Below are 16,071 nucleotides of genomic sequence, written 5' to 3' on the forward strand. Positions count from 1 at the left end.
ATGTTCGCCTTCAACGCCGCCGGATTCATCGCCACCAGAACATTCGGCGCGTCACCCGGCGTGAGGATGTCGTGATCGGCAAAGTGCAGTTGAAAAGAAGAAACGCCCGGCAGGGTTCCTGCGGGCGCGCGGATCTCGGCCGGAAAGTTCGGCAGCGTCGAGAGGTCGTTGCCGAACGAGGCCGTCTCCGCGGTGAAACGGTCACCGGTGAGCTGCATCCCGTCGCCCGAGTCGCCGGCGAAGCGGATGACGACCCGGTCCAGGCGCCGGACTTCCTTGTCGTACACCCCTGTCGTGGCGGGGGCGGTGGTGTGCACGGACATACGTGTGTCGGCTCCTGTCGGTGCTGGTCCGGCGGGTGCGGGCACGTCGGCGGACACGGGATGCGGTGCAGGTCGTACGTCTGCGTCGAGGCTAGGCAGTGCCGGTGGAGGGGCGCTCGGGCCGGGGCTGTCCGATGGGGCAGCGTGTGGCGGACCGGTGGGGTCACTGGGGCTGGTTGCCGTGTTTGCGGGAGGGCTGGGAGACGTGTTTGGTGCGCAGGACGGCGAGGGCGTCGATCAGCCGGATGCGGGTGTCTGCGGGGTCGATGACGTCGTCGACGAGGCCGCGTTCGGCGGCGTAGTAGGGGTGCATGAGCTGGTCCCGGTATTCCTTGATGTGCTGGGTGCGGGCGGCCTCGGGGTCGTCGGCGGCCGCGATGTCGCGGCGGAAGATGACGCCGGCCGCGGCCTCCGCTCCCATGACGGCGATCTCGTTGCCGGGCCAGGCCAGGGAGAGGTCGGAGCCGATGGAGCGGGAGTCCATGACGATGTAGGCGCCGCCGTAGGCCTTGCGCAGGACGAGCTGGATGCGGGGGACGGTGGCGTTGCAGTAGGCGTAGAGGAGTTTCGCGCCGTGTCGGATGATGCCGTGGTGTTCCTGGCCGACGCCGGGCAAAAAGCCGGGGACGTCGACGAGGGTGACGAGGGGGATGTTGAAGGAGTCGCACATCTGAACGAAGCGGGCCGCCTTCTCGCTGCCCTCGATGTCGAGGGCGCCGGCGAGGTGGGCGGGCTGGTTGGCGACGATGCCGACCACGTGGCCGTCCAGGCGGGCCAGCGCGCACAGCACGTTGGGGGCCCACCGTTCGTGGACCTCGAAGTAGTCGCCGTCGTCGACGACTTCGGCGATGACGTGGCGCATGTCGTAGGCGCGGGTGGTGTCGGCGGGCACCAGGTCGCGCAGGGCGGGGGTGCGCCGGCCCGGGTCGTCGGTGCAGGGTTCGGGCGGCGGGAGTTCGCGGTTGTTGGCGGGCAGCATGGAGAGCAGGTAGCGGACGTCGGTGAGGCAGTCGTCCTCGTCGTCGTAGGTGAAGGAGGCGACGCCGGAGAGGGTGGCGTGGGCGTCGGCGCCGCCCAGTTCCTCGTGGCTGACCTGTTCGCCGGTGACACTCTTGACGACGTCGGGGCCGGTGATGAACATCTGGGCGGTGCCGCGCACCATGAACACGAAGTCGGTCAGGGCCGGGGAGTAGGCGGCGCCGCCCGCGCAGGGGCCCATCATGACGCTGATCTGCGGGATGACGCCGGAGTTGCGGACGTTGCGCTGGAAGATGCCGCCGTATCCGGCCAGCGCGGTCACGCCTTCCTGGATGCGGGCTCCGGCGCCGTCGCACAGGCCCACGATCGGGGCGCCCGCGGTGGCGGCCATGTCCATGATCTTGTGGATCTTCTCGGCGTGGGCCTCGCCGAGGGAGCCGGCGAAGATGCGGAAGTCGTGGGCGTAGGCGAAGACGGTGCGTCCGAACACGCGGCCCCAGCCGGTGACCACGCCGTCGGTGTGGGGGCGCCGGTCCTCCAGGCCGAAGCCGCTCGCGCGGTGCCGGCGCAGTCCTTCGACCTCGGTGAAGCGGCCGTCGTCGAAGAGGAGCGCGAGGCGTTCGCGGGCGGTGAGTTTGCCTTTGGCGTGCTGGGCGTCGGTGGCCTTGGTGCCGGGTCCCTCGCGCATGGTCTGCCGCAGGGCCTCGAGTTCGGCGACCGTGCCGCGCCGCTGCCCCGGTGTGTCGTCCAGGGCGGTCATGGGCTCCGCGGGCATGGGTGTCCCCCTCCGGCCGTCGTGGTGAACCGCCGACCAGCGTGCGCCCCGGCGCTCGAGGGCGGTTGGAGTGCCGGGCGATGCGATGCGGTGCCGGGCTGCCCCGACCGTGCGAGGGCCTGCCCGTGTCTGTCTCCGTCGTGCAGGTGAGAGCTCTCGCCAGGATGAACGGTCTGCCTTGGACCGTCTCCACCGTGGTGGTGGGCCTGTGCCGTTTCTCCACCGGGCTGCGAGCGGTCGTCGAGGACGGGTCGGCATGCTCGGCTCTCGTGAGCTCCGATGCGGCCTGGCGTGAGACGTGAGGAGCTCGGACCGCCCGCCGGCGCCCCAACCCCCCGGGAGCGTCGGCGGGCCGGTCCACCGCGGGCCGGACGCGCACGGCCGCCCTGCCGCCGCGGGCGTGGCTGCCGAGGAGGGGCGGGTACGCGGGTGCGGATGATGCGCAGCGCCGAGCGTGTGCAGCGTCTGCCCGGTCCGCCGTGCCTCATCTGCGTACCCGATCCGCTGTTCCCGTATGACGTGCCTGATATGACGTGCTCGATCTGCCGTGCCGGGCCGGGCAGTTGACGGTTCGTTCCCGGCCGGGGACGACCGGCCGGCTCCAGACGAAGGAGACACCGACAGTGGACACCACCTGGTTCCGACGCTTCACCGCCCCGGGCAACGGGCCGCGGCTCGTGTGCTTTCCGCACGCCGGGGGTTCGGCGACGGCGTACCTGCCGCTGGCGCGGACGCTGCCCGCGGACCTCGACGTGGTGTCCGTGCAGTATCCGGGGCGCCAGGACCGCTACCGCGAGGCGCCGTTCACCTCGATCGCCGCGCTCGTCGAGGCGGTGGCCGGGCACCTGGCCGAGGAGCTGGCGAAGGATCCCTCACGGCCGTACGCCCTGTTCGGTCACAGCATGGGCTCGCTCGTCGCGTTCGAGACGGCCCGGCTGCTCGCCGCGCGTGAACTGCCCGCGCCGCAGCGGCTGTTCCTGTCCGGGCGGGGCGCGCCGGGCCCGCGCACCAGTGAGCACTACCAGTTCTTCGACGACGCCGACGTGCTGGCCGAGGTGCGCCGGCTGGGCGGTACCGATCAGGCCATGCTCGACAATGCCGAGGTCATGGAGATGGTGCTGCCGGGGCTGCGGGCCGACTACCGGGCCCTTGGCACCTACACGTGGCGGGAGGGTGAGCCGCTCGCGGCGCCGGTGACGGTCCTGGTCGGGGACAGCGACCCGATGGTGAGTGTCGAGGAGGCCGTGACGTGGCGGGAGCACACCGGGGGCGACTTCGCGCTGAAGGTGTTCTCCGGCGGTCACTTCTATCTCGCCGAGCACCTCGGTGGGATCGCCGCGACCGTGACGGAGGGGCTGCTCGCCGGGACGGGCGCCCGCTGACCCGCCCCGGGACGGACACGCGGACGGACACGCGGACGGACACGTCCGCGTGTCCGTGCCCGCGCTCGTGTCCGGGTCGTGCCGGGCGGTGGCTCGATGTGGCTGGTTGACCCTGACCCGGGGTCAGGGTGAACGCTGATCCCATGACCACTTCCCCCACGGCTTCCTGGTCCGGCATGGTCCCCGTCGACGACACGGCGCTGGCCGTCACCGACTCGCGCGGCCCCGGCCGGGCCGTCGTCTATCTCAACGGCGCCTACGCCGGCAGCCGGCCCTGGCGGCCCGTCATCGCCGAACTCGGAGCCGGCTGGCGGCACATCACCTTCGACGGGCGGGCGCGCGGCCGCTCCCGCAGGTCGGCGGACTACTCCTTCGAGGCGGCCCTGCGCGACGTCGATGCCGTCCTCGGCGCGAGCGGGGTGGACCGGCCGCTGTTGGTCGGCTGGTCCTACGGCGCCTCGCTGGCCGTGCACTGGGCCGAGCGCAACCCCGGCCGCGCCCTGGGTGTCGTGTGCGTGGACGGCGCCGTCCCCTACGGTCTGACGGGCGAGGCGGGCCGGGCGCGGATCCGGGGCCTGTTCCGCCGGATGCGGCTGCTGCTGCCGCTGGTGCGGCCCTTCGGGCTGGCCGCGCGGATGAGTGCCGACCGGCACGCCGACGTCAACATCGAGGCCAACGAGATCACCGCCGCCATCGGACCGGTCCTGGACCGGCTGTCCTGCCCGGTGCGTTTCGTCCTCGCCACCGGCGCGAGCCTGGGTGGGGAGGAGAAGGAGATGGAGGAGATGCGGGCCTCGCTGGACCCGGTCCTCGCCCGCAACCGGGACATCCGGGTGAGCGCGAAGGTCGCGAGCAACCACTCCCGCATTCTGCGCAAGGACTTCCGGGCGGTGGCCGCGGCGGTCCGCGAGACGGCGGCCGCCCTCGATGGCGGGGCGCGCTGAACTCATGGTGTACGGGCTCACGATCGGCCAGGCGGCCGCGTTCGCCGGCGTCACGGTCAAGACGGTGCGCCACTACCACCGGCTCGGTCTGGTCGAGGAACCCGGCCGGGACCGTTCGGGGTATCGGCGGTACGGGTCCGCGCAGATGCTGCGGCTGGTCCAGGTCCGTACGCTGGCCGGCGCGGGTGTGCCGCTCGCCGAGATCACCGAGCTCCTCGACGGGGACCCGCAGCGGTTCGCGACGGCGCTGGAGGATGTCGAGCGCCGCCTCACCGAGCGGATCGAGGAGCTGATCGCACGGCGTGCGGTGCTGCACCGGCTTGCCTGCGGTGACCGGCTGCTGCTGCCCGAGCGGGCCTGCGCGGTGCTGGACCGGCTCGCCGAGCTGGGTGTCGGTGCCGCGTACGTGGCGATCCAGCAGGAGGCCCTGGTGCTGGCGCGGGCTCTGGTGCCGGAGGTGTTCGAAAGTTTTCTGCAGCATCTGGAGCACCAGCTCGCCGATCCGCAGTACGTCGCACTGGTCAGGCGCTGCCAGGACGCCGAGGCGTGGGACCCGGACGATCCGCGGCTCGATGAGCTGGCGTCCGCGCTGGCCGCCAAGGTGCTGGCCCACCGTGAACAGCTGTCGATGCCGGCGGCGTTCCGGGCCAGACCGGACGCCGCCACCCGCTACGGGCTCATCAACCATCACCGGGAGGATCAGGCGCCGGCGGCGGTGCGGCTGACCGAGCTGCTGGAGGCGAACCTGCGGGCGGCCGGTGTCGATGTCCCGCAGCAGTGACCGCCCGGGCGGTCAGTGCCGTCCGGGAAGGGGGCCGGGCGGATCCACTCCGGTCGGCCCCATTTCTTCGGCCCCATTTCTTCGGCCCCGTTGGCCGGGGGCGGCGGCCAGGGCCCGTTCCGTCGGGCGGCGGGCCTCGGTGGGCGGTGCGGGTCAGGGATAGGTGTGGAAGCCGCGGCCGGACTTCTTTCCCAGCAGGCCGCTCTCGACCATGCGCAGCAGCAGGGGCGGCGGGGCGTGGAGGGGTTCCTTGTACTCCTCGTACATGGCCTGGGCGATGGAGACGGTGGTGTCCAGGCCGATCAGGTCGGCCAGGCGCAGCGGTCCCATGGGGTGGGAGCAGCCCTGGGTCATGGCCTGGTCGATGGTGTCGGCGTCGGCGAGGCCGGATTCGAGCAGGCGGACGGCGTTGAGCAGGTAGGGGAAGAGGAGGGCGTTGACGAGGAAGCCGGCGCGGTCCGGGGAGGTGATGGGTTTCTTGCCGAGGGTGTCGCGGACGAAGGTCTGGGCGCGGGCGCTGACCGCGGGGGCGGTGAGGACGGAGTCGATGAGTTCGACGAGCGGCAGGACGGGGACGGGGTTGAAGAAGTGCATGCCCAGGACCTGGGCGGGGCGGCGGGTGGCGGCGGCGAGCCGGGCGATGGGGATGGAGGAGGTGTTGGTCGCCAGGATCGCGTCGGGGTCCTCGACGATCTTGTCGAGGGTGGCGAACAGGTCCTGTTTGAGGGCCTCGTCCTCCTTGACGGCCTCGATCACCAGTCGGCGGTCGGCGAGTTGGCCCAGGTCGCGGGTGAACGACACCCGGGCCAGGGCCGCGTCGCGTTCAGGGGTGGTGAGTTTGCCTTTGGTGACGCCGCGGTCGAGGGAGGCGGTGAGGCGTCCGGGTGCGGTGGTCAGGGAGGATTCGGAGAACACCACGACCGTGACGTCCAGGCCTGCTTTGGCGCACAGTTCGGCGATGCCGGTGCCCATGATGCCGCTGCCGACGACACCGACCCGGTCGATACCGGTGCCGGTACCGCCGCTACTGCCGGTTCTGGTGTCGGTGTGGTGCGTGGTGGTGGTCATACGTGGTTCCCCCAGGTCAGAAGTGATGCTCCGATCGACATGCCGCCGCCGAACCCGGCCAGGAGCACCAGGTGTCCGGGGGTGAGGGCTCCGCTGCGGTTCGCCTCGTCGAGGGCGACGGGCACGGAGGCGCTGCCGACGTTGCCGTAGCGGATCAGGGTGCGGTGGGTCTGTGCGCCGCTCAGGCCGGTGCGTTCGACGACGTCGGTGAGCATGACGCCGTTGGCCTGGTGCGGGACGAAGTGGTCGACGGCGGTGATGTCGACGCCGGCCCTGTCGGCGAGGGCGGTCAGGGCGGGCGGGACGTGTTCGGCGACGAAGTCGCGTACGCCGCGGCCGTCCATCTTGAAGTAGTGGCCGCCCTCGGCGAGGGTCTGCGCGGAGGCGGGGTTGCGGCTGCCGCCGGCTTCGACGCGGATGAGGTGGTGGGCGTCGCCGCGGCTGGACAGGTCGCTCGCGATGATGCCGTACGGCTCGGGGACCGCGCCGACGATGGCGGCTCCGGCGCCGTCGGCGAAGAGGATCGCGGTCCTGCGGTCGGTGAAGTCCAGGATGCGGGAGTAGACGTCCGCGCCGATCACCAGGACGCGGGCTGTGGGGTGTTGGGCGATCAGGCTGTGGGCGAGGGTGAGGGCGTAGACGAAGCCGCTGCACACGACGTTGACGTCGAAGCAGGCCGCGTTCCAGGCGCCCAGGGCGTGCTGGACGAGGTAGGAGGTGGGCGGCTGGGGGAAGTCGCCGGTGGAGGTCGACACGATGATGTAGTCGATCTGACCGGCGTTCAGGGCTGCCTGGTCCAGGGCGCGTTCGGCCGCGACGGTGGCGAGGTCGGAGGTCGCCTCGTGCGGGGCGGCGTAGCGGCGGGAGCGGATCTGGGTCTTGGCCTCGATCCACTGGGCGCTGACGCCGACGCGTTCGGCGATCTCGTCGTTGTTGACCTCGTGCTTGGGCAGGTAGGAGCCGGTGGAGAGGATGCCGATGCCCACGTCAGGTCCCCTCGAAGGGTGTGGGGGTGGCGCGCAGGGGGTTGAGGCGGGCGGCGCCGATCTTCTCGCGCAGTGCGGGGTCGGTGACGCCGAGTCCTTCCTTCGGGGCCAGGCACAGGACGCCGACCTTTCCGGTGTGGCGGTTGAGCTGGACCAGGCGGGCGGCCTCGCCCACCTCGGCGAGCGGGTACACCGTGGACAGGACCGGGGAGAGGTGGCCCAGGCGGAACAGGCGGTTGCATTCGGCCTGTTCCTGGAGGTTGGCGGCGTGGCTGCCGATGACCCGTTTGAGGTTCATCCACAAATACCGGTTGTCGAAGTGGTGGTCGTATCCGGTGCTGGATCCGCAGGTGACGACGGTGCCGCCCTTGCGGACGACGAACACCGAGATGCCGAAGGTGGCGCGGCCGACGTAGTCGAAGACGACGTGCGGGTCCTCGCCGGCCTGGCGGCGGATCTCCCGGCCCAGGCGTTTGCCCAGTTCGATGGTCCGCTCGGGGGTGAGGGCGTCGTCGTCGCCCATGCCGATGTCGGTGCGGTTGATGACGATGTCGCAGCCCAGGCGGCGCAGTACGGCGGCCTTTGCTTCGGAGCTGACGACGCCGACGGCGATGCCGCCCGCGTTCTTGACCATCTGCACGGCGAACGCGCCGAGTCCGCCGGTGGCGCCCCAGATGAGGACGATGTCGCCCTGTTTGATGCGGGCGCCGTTGTCGCCGACGAGCATCCGGTAGGAGGTTGCCGCGGTCAGCAGGACGCCCGCGGACTCCTCCCAGGTCAAGTGGGCCGGTTTGGGCAGGAGTTGGCTTGCGCGGACGACCGCGTAGTGGGCCAGGCCGCCGAAGTTGGTCTCGTATCCCCAGATCCGCTGGTGGGTGCCGAGCATGGCGTCGGCGTGGGTGGCGGGTTCCTGTTCGTCGACCTGGACGCAGGAGGTGACGACGTGGTCGCCGCTCTTCCAGTGCCGTACGCCGGCGCCGGTCTTGACGACGATGCCGGCGGCGTCGGAGCCGACGACCTGGTGGGGCAGGTCGTGGCGGGCGGCGTGGGCGCCCTCGCGGGCGTGCCGCTTGAGGAAGGCGAAGGTGGGGACGGGTTCGAAGGTCGCCGACCAGACGGTGTTGTAGTTGATGGAGCTGGCCATGACGGCGACGACGACCTCGTCCGGGGCGATGTCGGGCATCGGGACGTGGCCGACGTGCAGGGATTTGCGGACGTCCTTGTCCTCGACGCCGTCGAACATGGCGGTGTCGGCGGCCAGGAGGTGGGCGGCCTGGTAGGTGGCGGGCAGTTCGTGTCGTTGGAGCTCGTCCGGGCCGGCCCCGTCCAGCAGGGCCTGGGTCAACGCGTCCATGATTGCCTTTCTGCTCTGCCGTGGTCGCGGGGACGGGTGTGCCGTACGGCAGACGGGTGGGCGCGCCGGGTCCGCGGCGCGGCGGGGGGCGTGCTCACAGGACGGCGCCGTTGCTGGTCCTCCTGCGAAGGCTCGGCCTGCTGGAGCGGGCGAGGTCCTGCCACATGTCGGACAGGCCGGTGACGGTGCGGGCCGCGAACAGGCGGCGGATGGAGACTTCCTGGTTCAGTTCGGCGCGGATCAGGCCGACCAGGCGGATGGCGCGCAGCGAGTTGCCGCCGAGGTCGAAGAAGTCCTCGTCGATGCCGACCCGGTCCAGTTCGAGGACGTCGGCGAACGCGGCGGCCAGGATCTTCTCGGTGTCGTTGCGCGGGGCCTTGTAGGTGTCGTCGTCGGTGGCGGGTTCGGGCAGGGCGGTGCGGTCGATGCGTCCGCCGGGGGTCAGCGGCAGTTGGTCAAGGACCGTGAAGAGGGAGGGCACCAGGGGTTCGGGCAGCCGGGCGGCGGTGAAGCGGCGCAGTTCGTCGGCGCAGACGCTCCGGGAGTCGGCCGGGACCACGTAGGCGAGCAGTTTGGGCTGGCCGGTGGTGTCGGGGCGGACGGTGACGGCCGACTGGGCGAGGGCGGGGTGTTCGGCCAGTGCCTCCTCGATCTCGGCGAGTTCGATGCCGGTGCCGCGCAGTTCGGCCCGCGTGGCGGGGCCGCCGATGTGGGTGATGCGGCCGTCTTCGTCGCGGCGTACGCGGTCCCCGGTGCGGTACATGAGGCTGCCGGGCGGGCCGAGGGGGCAGGGCACGAAGTGGGCGGCGGTGGTGGCGGGGCGGGCGAGGTAGCCGCGGGTCACGCCGGGGCCGGCCACGTACAGCTCTCCGGTGACGCCGGCGGGGACCGGTGCGAGGCCCGGGCCCAGTATGTGCAGGGTGGTGTCGTGGGTCGGGTGGCCGATGGTGCCCGCCGGGGGCAGCGGCTGGTCCGCGCTCACCAGGTGGCGGGCTGCGAAGACGGTGCTCTCGGCGCTGCCGTGGCCGGTGATGATGTTCAGGTGGGGGCAGGCCTCGCGGATGCGGCGCAGGGCGGCGGCGGGTATGCGGTCGCCGCCGGTGATCACGTCGCGCAGGGGGGCGAGGCGCTCGGGGTGCTGGGCGGCGATGGCGGTGAGGCGGGCGGCGGGCAGCCACAGGGTGGTGATGGTGTCGGCGCCCCCGATCCGGGCCAGGGTGTCGTCCTCCCGTTCCCCGGGGGGTGCCACGACCACCCGGGCGCCGTTGAGGAGCGGCGTCCACAGTTCGAGGGCGAGGGCCTCGACGGTGTGCGGGCCGTGCCACAGCACGGTGTGCTCGCCGGTCTGGCGCCAGAGGGGGTCGGCTGCGAAGCGGGCCAGGTTGCGGTGGGTGAGGGCGACGGGTGCGCCGGCCCCGCCGTCGAGTGGGGTGTCCGCGACGGCGAACAGGCCCTGCGGGCGGGCGGGGACCGGGTGGTGCGCCGCCGCGCCGTCGTCGGCGGTGGCCGGGGCGGGGTCGTCGAGGACGATCACGGACAGGTCCGCGACGGCGGGGAGGATGGCGGCGGTCGCCGGGTCGGTGAGCAGGACGCGCGCGAAGGAGCGGGCGGCCTGCGTGGTGAGGTCGCCGGCCGGGAGGGCGGGGTCCAGGGGCAGCCAGGCGGCGCCGGTCTTCGCCACCGCCAGCAGGGCGACGGCCAGGTCCGTCGAGCGGGGCAGGGCGACCGCCACGACCGTCTCGGCCGCCACGGTGCGGGCGATCAGGGTGCGGGCCAGCAGGCCGGAGCGCGCGTCCAGTTCGCGGTAGGTGAGCGTCGTGTCCGCGGCGCTGAGGGCGGCGGCGTCGGGGGTGCGCCCGGCCTGGCGGGCGAAGAGGTCGGTGACCGTCTCCTGCCCCGCCGGCGAACGCACTTCCCGGTCCTGCTCCTGTACCGCGGTGAGGAACTGGTCCTGTCCGGTGGCGCCGCTCACGTCGAGGGATCCGACGCTCTGGTCGCCTGCGGCGACCAGGGCGCGGACGTGGGCGATGAGTTCCTCGCCGATGAAGCGCAGTTCCGGGCGGGTGTAGAGGCTCTCGGGGGCGTCCAGGCGGATGTACAGGTCGCTGTCGGCGCTGCCGTCGGTGTAGACGCCGATGGACAGTTCGTCGAAGGTGCCGGTCGTCGCGCCGAAGTAGCGGGCCGGGCTGTCGCCGAAGTGGAGCTGCTGCACGAACTCGACGACGTTCAGGACGGCGCCGAAGCTGCCGCGGTCGCTCAGGGTGGTGCCGGCGGCGCGCTGGATGTCGGAGTAGTGGCAGGCGGCGTGGTCGAAGATCTCGTACGTCTCGTCGACGAGCGCGTCGGCGATCTCGGTGAAGGTCGCACCCAGCGGCACCTTGGCGCGGACCGGGACCACGTTGACCGCGAGGCCGGGGGTGCGGCTGGCGGCGCCGACGCGGTTGCCGACGGCCAGGGAGAGGAGGAAGTCGGATCGGTCGCAGCGGTGGCGGACGAACACCGCGGCGGCGGCGGTCAGCATCGTGGACATCCAGACGCCCATGGACTGAGCGGTCTCGGTCCAGGTGGCCGCTTCGGCGCGCGGGACGGTGAGGGTGCGGCTGGCCATGCCGATGGCGCCGGCCACCTGCGACCAGCGGTCGGCGCCGCTGACCGGTTCGGCGAGCGCGGCGCGCGTGGTGTCGGACAGGACGGGGCGCGGGAGGCGGGCGGGCGGCGGCGTGTCCTTGAGGTAGTCGCGCCAGAACGCGGTGTCCTCGGTGAACTGCGGGGAGGCGAGATAGCGGTCGGACTCGGCGGTGAAGGAGGCGGTGTCCCACTCGTGTTCGAGCGGCGGGACGCTCCGCCCCCGGGCGAGGGCCGTATAGGCCTCGGCGAGGCGGCGGGAGAGGAGGCCGCCCGCGCCGAAGCCGTCCGATATGAGGTGGTGGTAGGCGATCACCAGGAGGGAGCGGTCGGCGGCGAGTTTCACCACGCCGAGCCGGAACAGCAGGTCGCGTTCCAGGTCGAAGGGCTCGCGCACCAGGTCGGCGAGCGCCTCGCGGGCCGCCTGTTCGGGGTCCGGCTCGGTGCTGAGGTCGAGGAGGAAGGGCCGCCAGTCGCCCAGGTCGCGGGGCACCAGGCGCAGCCCGTCCCCCGCCGTGTCGGTGAAGGTGACGCGCAGCACCTCCGCCTCGCCCATCACGTGCAGGAACGCGGACTCCATGACCGCCGCGTCCAGGTCGCCGTCCACGTCCCACATGGTCAGCGCGTGGTTCGGCGTGTCGGAAGCCATTTCCTGTGCCCGCCACAGCCCCTGGTGCGCAGACGACGCGCCGAACGAAGGCATACAGATCAACCCCTCAGCAAACAGGCCCGAATCGGAGGATTTCGCAGATCACCCCCACTGTCGGGGAAGTGACACAGCCGTTCAATGCACCTGGGTGTCCGGCGGGCGGGGCCGCGGTGGTGCTTGCGGTGTCCCGCCGGCGGGACACCTCCCGCCGGGCACCCAGGTGCCCGGCGGGAGCGGTGGTTCGGTGCGGTCAGCGTGCGGTCAGCAGGGACAGGACGTGGCCGGTGACGCGGCGGGGCGAGGGGTGGCGCAGTACCAGGTTCGCCCGCAGTTTGAGTCCGGTGGAGGCGGTCAGGCGTTTGCTGAGCTCCGCCGAGAGCAGGGAGTCGAAGCCGAGTTCCTTGAACTCCTGGTCGGGGCCCACCGACTGGCTCGAGGCGTGTCCGAGGACGACGGCGACCTTCTCCAGGACGTGGTCCAGCAGGACGGCGCCCGCCTCTTCCTCGGGGAGGGCGGCGAGCCGTTGCGGCAGGGGTACGGGCGGCTCCTCGCCGGGCGGCTGGGGGGCGGTGTCCTGGGCGGCGGCCGTGGTGCGGGTGGAGTCGAGCCAGTACCGCTGGTGCTGGAAGGCGTAGGTGGGCAGGTCCACCCGGTGGCGGGTCTCGAAGAGGGTGGTGAGGTCCACCGGGCCGCCCTGGACGTGGAGTTGGGCCAGGGAGGTGAGGACGGAGGCGACCTCGTCGCGGTTGCGGCGCATCGAGGACAGGACGAGTGCGTCGGGAAGGTCCTCTAGGGTCTCCTGCACCGGGACGGTCAGGACGGGGTGCGGGCTCATCTCGACGAACACACGGAACCCGTCCTCGGCCAACTTTCCTACAGATGTGGAGAATTGGACCTTTTCGCGCAGGTTGTCGTACCAGTAGCCGGCGTTCAGCCGTGCCGTGTCGATGACCTCGCCGTACAGGGTGGAGTAGAAGGGCAGTGTGGACGTCCTCGGGTCCAGGCCGTCGAGCGGGTCCCGCACCTGGTCGCGGACCCGGGTCACGTGGTGGGAGTGGGAGGCGTAGTCGACCGAGATCCTGCGGGCCTGGGTGCCTTCGGCCTTCATCTTCTCGATGAACTCGTCCAGGGCGTCCGGCTCGCCGGACACCACCACGGAGCGGGGCCCGTTGACGACGGCGACACTGACCTGGCCGCTCCAGGGCGCGATCCGTTCCTGGACGGTCTGCTCCGATTCGGCGACCGAGGCCATCGCGCCGTGTCCGATGAGGTCCACCAGCGCCTTGCTGCGCAGCGCCACGATCTTCGCGGCGTCGCGCAGGGACAGGGCGCCGCACACGTGGGCGGCGGCTATCTCGCCCTGGCTGTGGCCGATCACCGCGGCCGGCTCCACGCCCCAGGACCGCCACAGGGCGGCGAGCGACACCATGACGGAGAACAGGGCCGGCTGCAGGACGTCCACCCGGTCCAGTCCCGGTGCGCCGTCGGCGGCGCGCAGCACGTCCAGCAGGGACCAGTCGGTCCACTCGGCGAGGGCTTGCGCGCACGCGTCGAGACTGTGGGCGAAGGCGGGGAAGGTGTCGTAGAGCCGGCGTCCCATGCCCACCCACTGCGAGCCCTGTCCGGGGAAGACGAAGACGGTGCCGCCGGGGGTGCCCGCGCGGCCGCGGACCACGCCGGGGCTGTCCTGGCCCCGGCTCAGGGAGGTGAGTCCGTCGAGGAGTTCGGCGCGGGTGCGGCCCAGGACGACCGCGCGGTGCTCGAAGCGTGAGCGGCTGGACAGCAGAGACCAGCCGACGGCGGCGAGGTCCACGCCGGTGTCGGCGGCGGTGGCGTCGCGCAGTCTGGCCGCCTGCTGTTCGAGGGCCGCCGCGCTCTTGGCGGACACCACCCAGGGCACCAGGCCGCCCACGACTCCCCCGGGCGGGCCGGCCTGTGCGATCTGTTCGCGCGGCGGGGCCGGTTCGCTCCGCTGGTCCTCGGGGGCTTCCTCCAGGATCACGTGCACGTTGGTGCCGCTCACGCCGAACGAGGACACCCCGGCGCGCCGTGGCCCCTGCGCCCGGTCCCATTCCCGTCCCCGGGTGAGCAGTTCGACGCCGCCGGCGGCCCAGTCCACGTGCGGGGAGGGGGCGTCCACGTTCAGGGTCCGGGGCAGGTGGCGGTGGCGGATGGCCAGGACGGCCTTGATGATCGAGGCGACGCCCGCGGCGGCCTGGGCGTGGCCCATGTTCGACTTCAGCGATCCCAGCCACAGGGGCCGGCCCGGCTCGCGGTCCTGGCCGTAGGCGGCCAGCAGGGCGCCCGCCTCGATGGGGTCGCCGAGGACGGTTCCGGTGCCGTGCGCCTCGACCAGGTCGACCTCGCAGGCGCTGACCCGGGCGTTCGCCAGCGCCTTGCGGATGACGTTCTCCTGGGCGCGGCCGTTGGGGGCGGTCAGGCCGTTGCTGGCGCCGTCCTGGTTGACGGCGGAGCCGGCGACGACGGCGAGGACGGGGTGGCCGTTGCGGCGGGCGTCGGACAGTTTCTCCAGCAGGAGCACGCCCACGCCCTCGGCCCAGCCGGTGCCGTCCGCGCCGGCGGCGAAGGACTTGCAGCGGCCGTCGGGGGCCAGGCCCTTCTGGCGGGAGAACTCCACGAACAGTTCGGTCGTCGACATCACCAGGGCGCCGCCCGCCAGCGCCAGGGAGCACTCCCCCGCCCGCAGGGACTGTGCCGCCAGGTGCAGGGCGACCAGGGAGGAGGAGCAGGCGGTGTCCACCGACAGGGCCGGTCCGGTCAGGCCCATCTCGTAGGCGACGCGGCCGGAGGCGACGCTGAGGGTGCTGCCGTGCAGGACGTAGCCCTCCAGGCCGTTCTTCTGCCCTTCCAGGAAGCGGGAGCCGTACTCGGAGGAGCTGACGCCGGTGAACACGCCGACGTCGGTGCCGCGCACGGTGGCGGGGACGATGCCGGCCCGCTCGAAGACCTCCCACGACGTCTCCAGCAGCAGGCGCTGCTGCGGGTCGGTGGCGAGCGCCTCGCGGGGGCTGATGCCGAAGAAGTCCGCGTCGAATCCGGCCACGTCGGAAAGGAAGCCGCCGTGGCGCACGTAGGAGGTGCCGACGGTGTCGGGGTCGGGGTCGTAGACGTCGCGCCAGCCGCGGTCGGTGGGGAACGCGCCGACGACGTCGCGGCCCTCGCGGATCACCTCCCACAGGTCCTCGGGGCTCGACACGTCTCCGGGGTAGCGGCAGGCCATGGCGACCACGGCGATCGGCTCGCCGCGGCCGGCCTTGAGGGCGTCGTTCTCCTGCCGGAGGCGGTCGCGTTCCTCCAGCAGGGTGCGCAGGGCCCGCTGGACCCGGTCGGCGCCGTCCGCTGTGCGCTCTGCGGGGTTGGTGGTCATGTCCGTCATCTCTCGTCCAGGGCCAGGTCGACCAGTGCTTCCAGGTCCAGGTCCGACAGTTCGTCCGTGCCGGGGTCGGGGTCGGCCGGGTGGGGGCCGGTGGCGCTGAGCGGGTCGGCGCAGGCCAGGACCTGGTCCAGGAGGCCTGCTTCGCGCAGGCGGTCGGGTGTGAGGGTGTGCAGGATCTGCCGGATCGTGGCGTCCGCGTCGGCCTGCGGGTCGGGTTCGGGGCGGAGCAGGCCGACGAGGTGGTGGCCCAGTTCGCGGGGGGTGGGGTAGCTGAAGACGAGGGTGGAGGGCAGGCGCAGTCCGGTGGTGGCGGCCAGCCGGTTGCACAGTTCGACGGCGGTCAGGGAGTCGAAGCCGAGCTGGGTGAAGGCCTGGTCGGCGTCGACGGCGGCGCCGGAGGGGTGGGCGAGGACGATGGCGACCTGGTCGCGGACCCAGTCGGTGGCGGCGGCCTGTGCCTGTTCCTCGGGCAGGGCGGTCAGCCGGCCGGTGAGACCGGCCTCGGGCGTGCCGGCCGGGTCGCGGCGGGGGCCGCTGCTCGTGGCCAACTCCCTTAGCAGGAGTGGCAGTTCGTCGGCGGACCGGCGGCGCAGGGCCGCGAGGTCGACGCGGGCGGGGACGAGGACCGCCTTGCCGTTCGCGCGGGCGGCGTCGAAGAGGGCCAGTGCCTCGGTGGTGGGCATCGGGGCGATGCCCATGCGGCGCAGCCGGGAGAGGTCGGCGCGGTGAAGGTCCTCGGTCATGGCGCTGCTCTGTTCCCACCAGCCCCAGCACAGTGAGGTGGTGGGCAGGCCGGCGGCGTGGCGCTG

Annotated in this window: 8 protein-coding genes and 2 pseudogenes; 3 read left to right on the forward strand and 7 right to left on the reverse strand. The window is 72.4% G+C overall.

Annotated features, from left to right (window positions below; genetic code table 11):
• Positions 1-323, reverse strand: a pseudogene (locus tag ACIRQH_RS38810) (2-oxoglutarate ferredoxin oxidoreductase subunit alpha); the annotation flags it as partial.
• A gap of 163 nt (positions 324-486) precedes the next feature.
• Entirely contained in the window at positions 487-2,061 is a 1,575-nt protein-coding gene (locus ACIRQH_RS38815; protein ID WP_404230210.1) for an acyl-CoA carboxylase subunit beta, read from the reverse strand.
• 638 nt (positions 2,062-2,699) lie between these two features.
• On the opposite strand from ACIRQH_RS38815, the gene ACIRQH_RS38820 reads away from it, so the two are divergent.
• From ACIRQH_RS38820 to ACIRQH_RS38830, 3 genes are all read left to right on the forward strand, one after another.
• Positions 2,700-3,458: a thioesterase II family protein gene (locus ACIRQH_RS38820; protein WP_404230083.1), complete on the forward strand. Its 759-nt coding sequence runs from the start codon at positions 2,700-2,702 to the stop codon at positions 3,456-3,458.
• 143 nt (positions 3,459-3,601) lie between these two features.
• Positions 3,602-4,402 (forward strand): alpha/beta fold hydrolase, encoded by an 801-nt coding sequence (locus tag ACIRQH_RS38825; protein ID WP_404230086.1) that lies wholly within the window; start codon positions 3,602-3,604, stop codon positions 4,400-4,402.
• A complete protein-coding gene (locus ACIRQH_RS38830; protein ID WP_404230089.1) occupies positions 4,386-5,183 on the forward strand; it encodes a MerR family transcriptional regulator in 798 nt (265 codons plus the stop codon). Before ACIRQH_RS38825 ends, ACIRQH_RS38830 begins: the two co-directional genes overlap by 17 nt.
• A 153-nt stretch (positions 5,184-5,336) precedes the next feature.
• Here ACIRQH_RS38830 and ACIRQH_RS38835 read toward each other — a convergent pair whose 3' ends face one another.
• From ACIRQH_RS38835 to ACIRQH_RS38855, 5 genes and pseudogenes are all read right to left on the reverse strand, one after another.
• Complete coding sequence (locus tag ACIRQH_RS38835; RefSeq protein WP_404230092.1) at positions 5,337-6,251, reverse strand: 3-hydroxybutyryl-CoA dehydrogenase; 915 nt, start codon at positions 6,249-6,251, stop codon at positions 5,337-5,339.
• Positions 6,248-7,237, reverse strand: coding sequence for a 3-oxoacyl-ACP synthase III family protein (locus ACIRQH_RS38840; RefSeq protein ID WP_404230095.1), 990 nt, complete (start codon positions 7,235-7,237; stop codon positions 6,248-6,250). The genes ACIRQH_RS38835 and ACIRQH_RS38840 overlap by 4 nt, the downstream gene beginning before the upstream one ends.
• 1 nt (position 7,238) lies before the next feature.
• The gene (gene ccrA / locus ACIRQH_RS38845; RefSeq protein WP_404230097.1) at positions 7,239-8,591 is read right to left on the reverse strand and encodes a crotonyl-CoA carboxylase/reductase; all 1,353 of its coding nucleotides are present in this window, start codon (positions 8,589-8,591) and stop codon (positions 7,239-7,241) included.
• 94 nt (positions 8,592-8,685) lie between these two features.
• Positions 8,686-11,919: an AMP-binding protein gene (locus ACIRQH_RS38850; RefSeq protein ID WP_404230100.1), complete on the reverse strand. Its 3,234-nt coding sequence runs from the start codon at positions 11,917-11,919 to the stop codon at positions 8,686-8,688.
• Between the two features lie 196 nt (positions 11,920-12,115).
• Positions 12,116-16,036, reverse strand: a pseudogene (locus tag ACIRQH_RS38855) (acyltransferase domain-containing protein); the annotation flags it as partial.
• Between the last annotated feature and the right edge of the window lie 35 nt (positions 16,037-16,071).

This window comes from Streptomyces sp. NPDC102279 (assembly GCF_044766365.1).
In the GTDB taxonomy this organism is placed as follows: Bacteria; Actinomycetota; Actinomycetes; order Streptomycetales; family Streptomycetaceae; genus Streptomyces.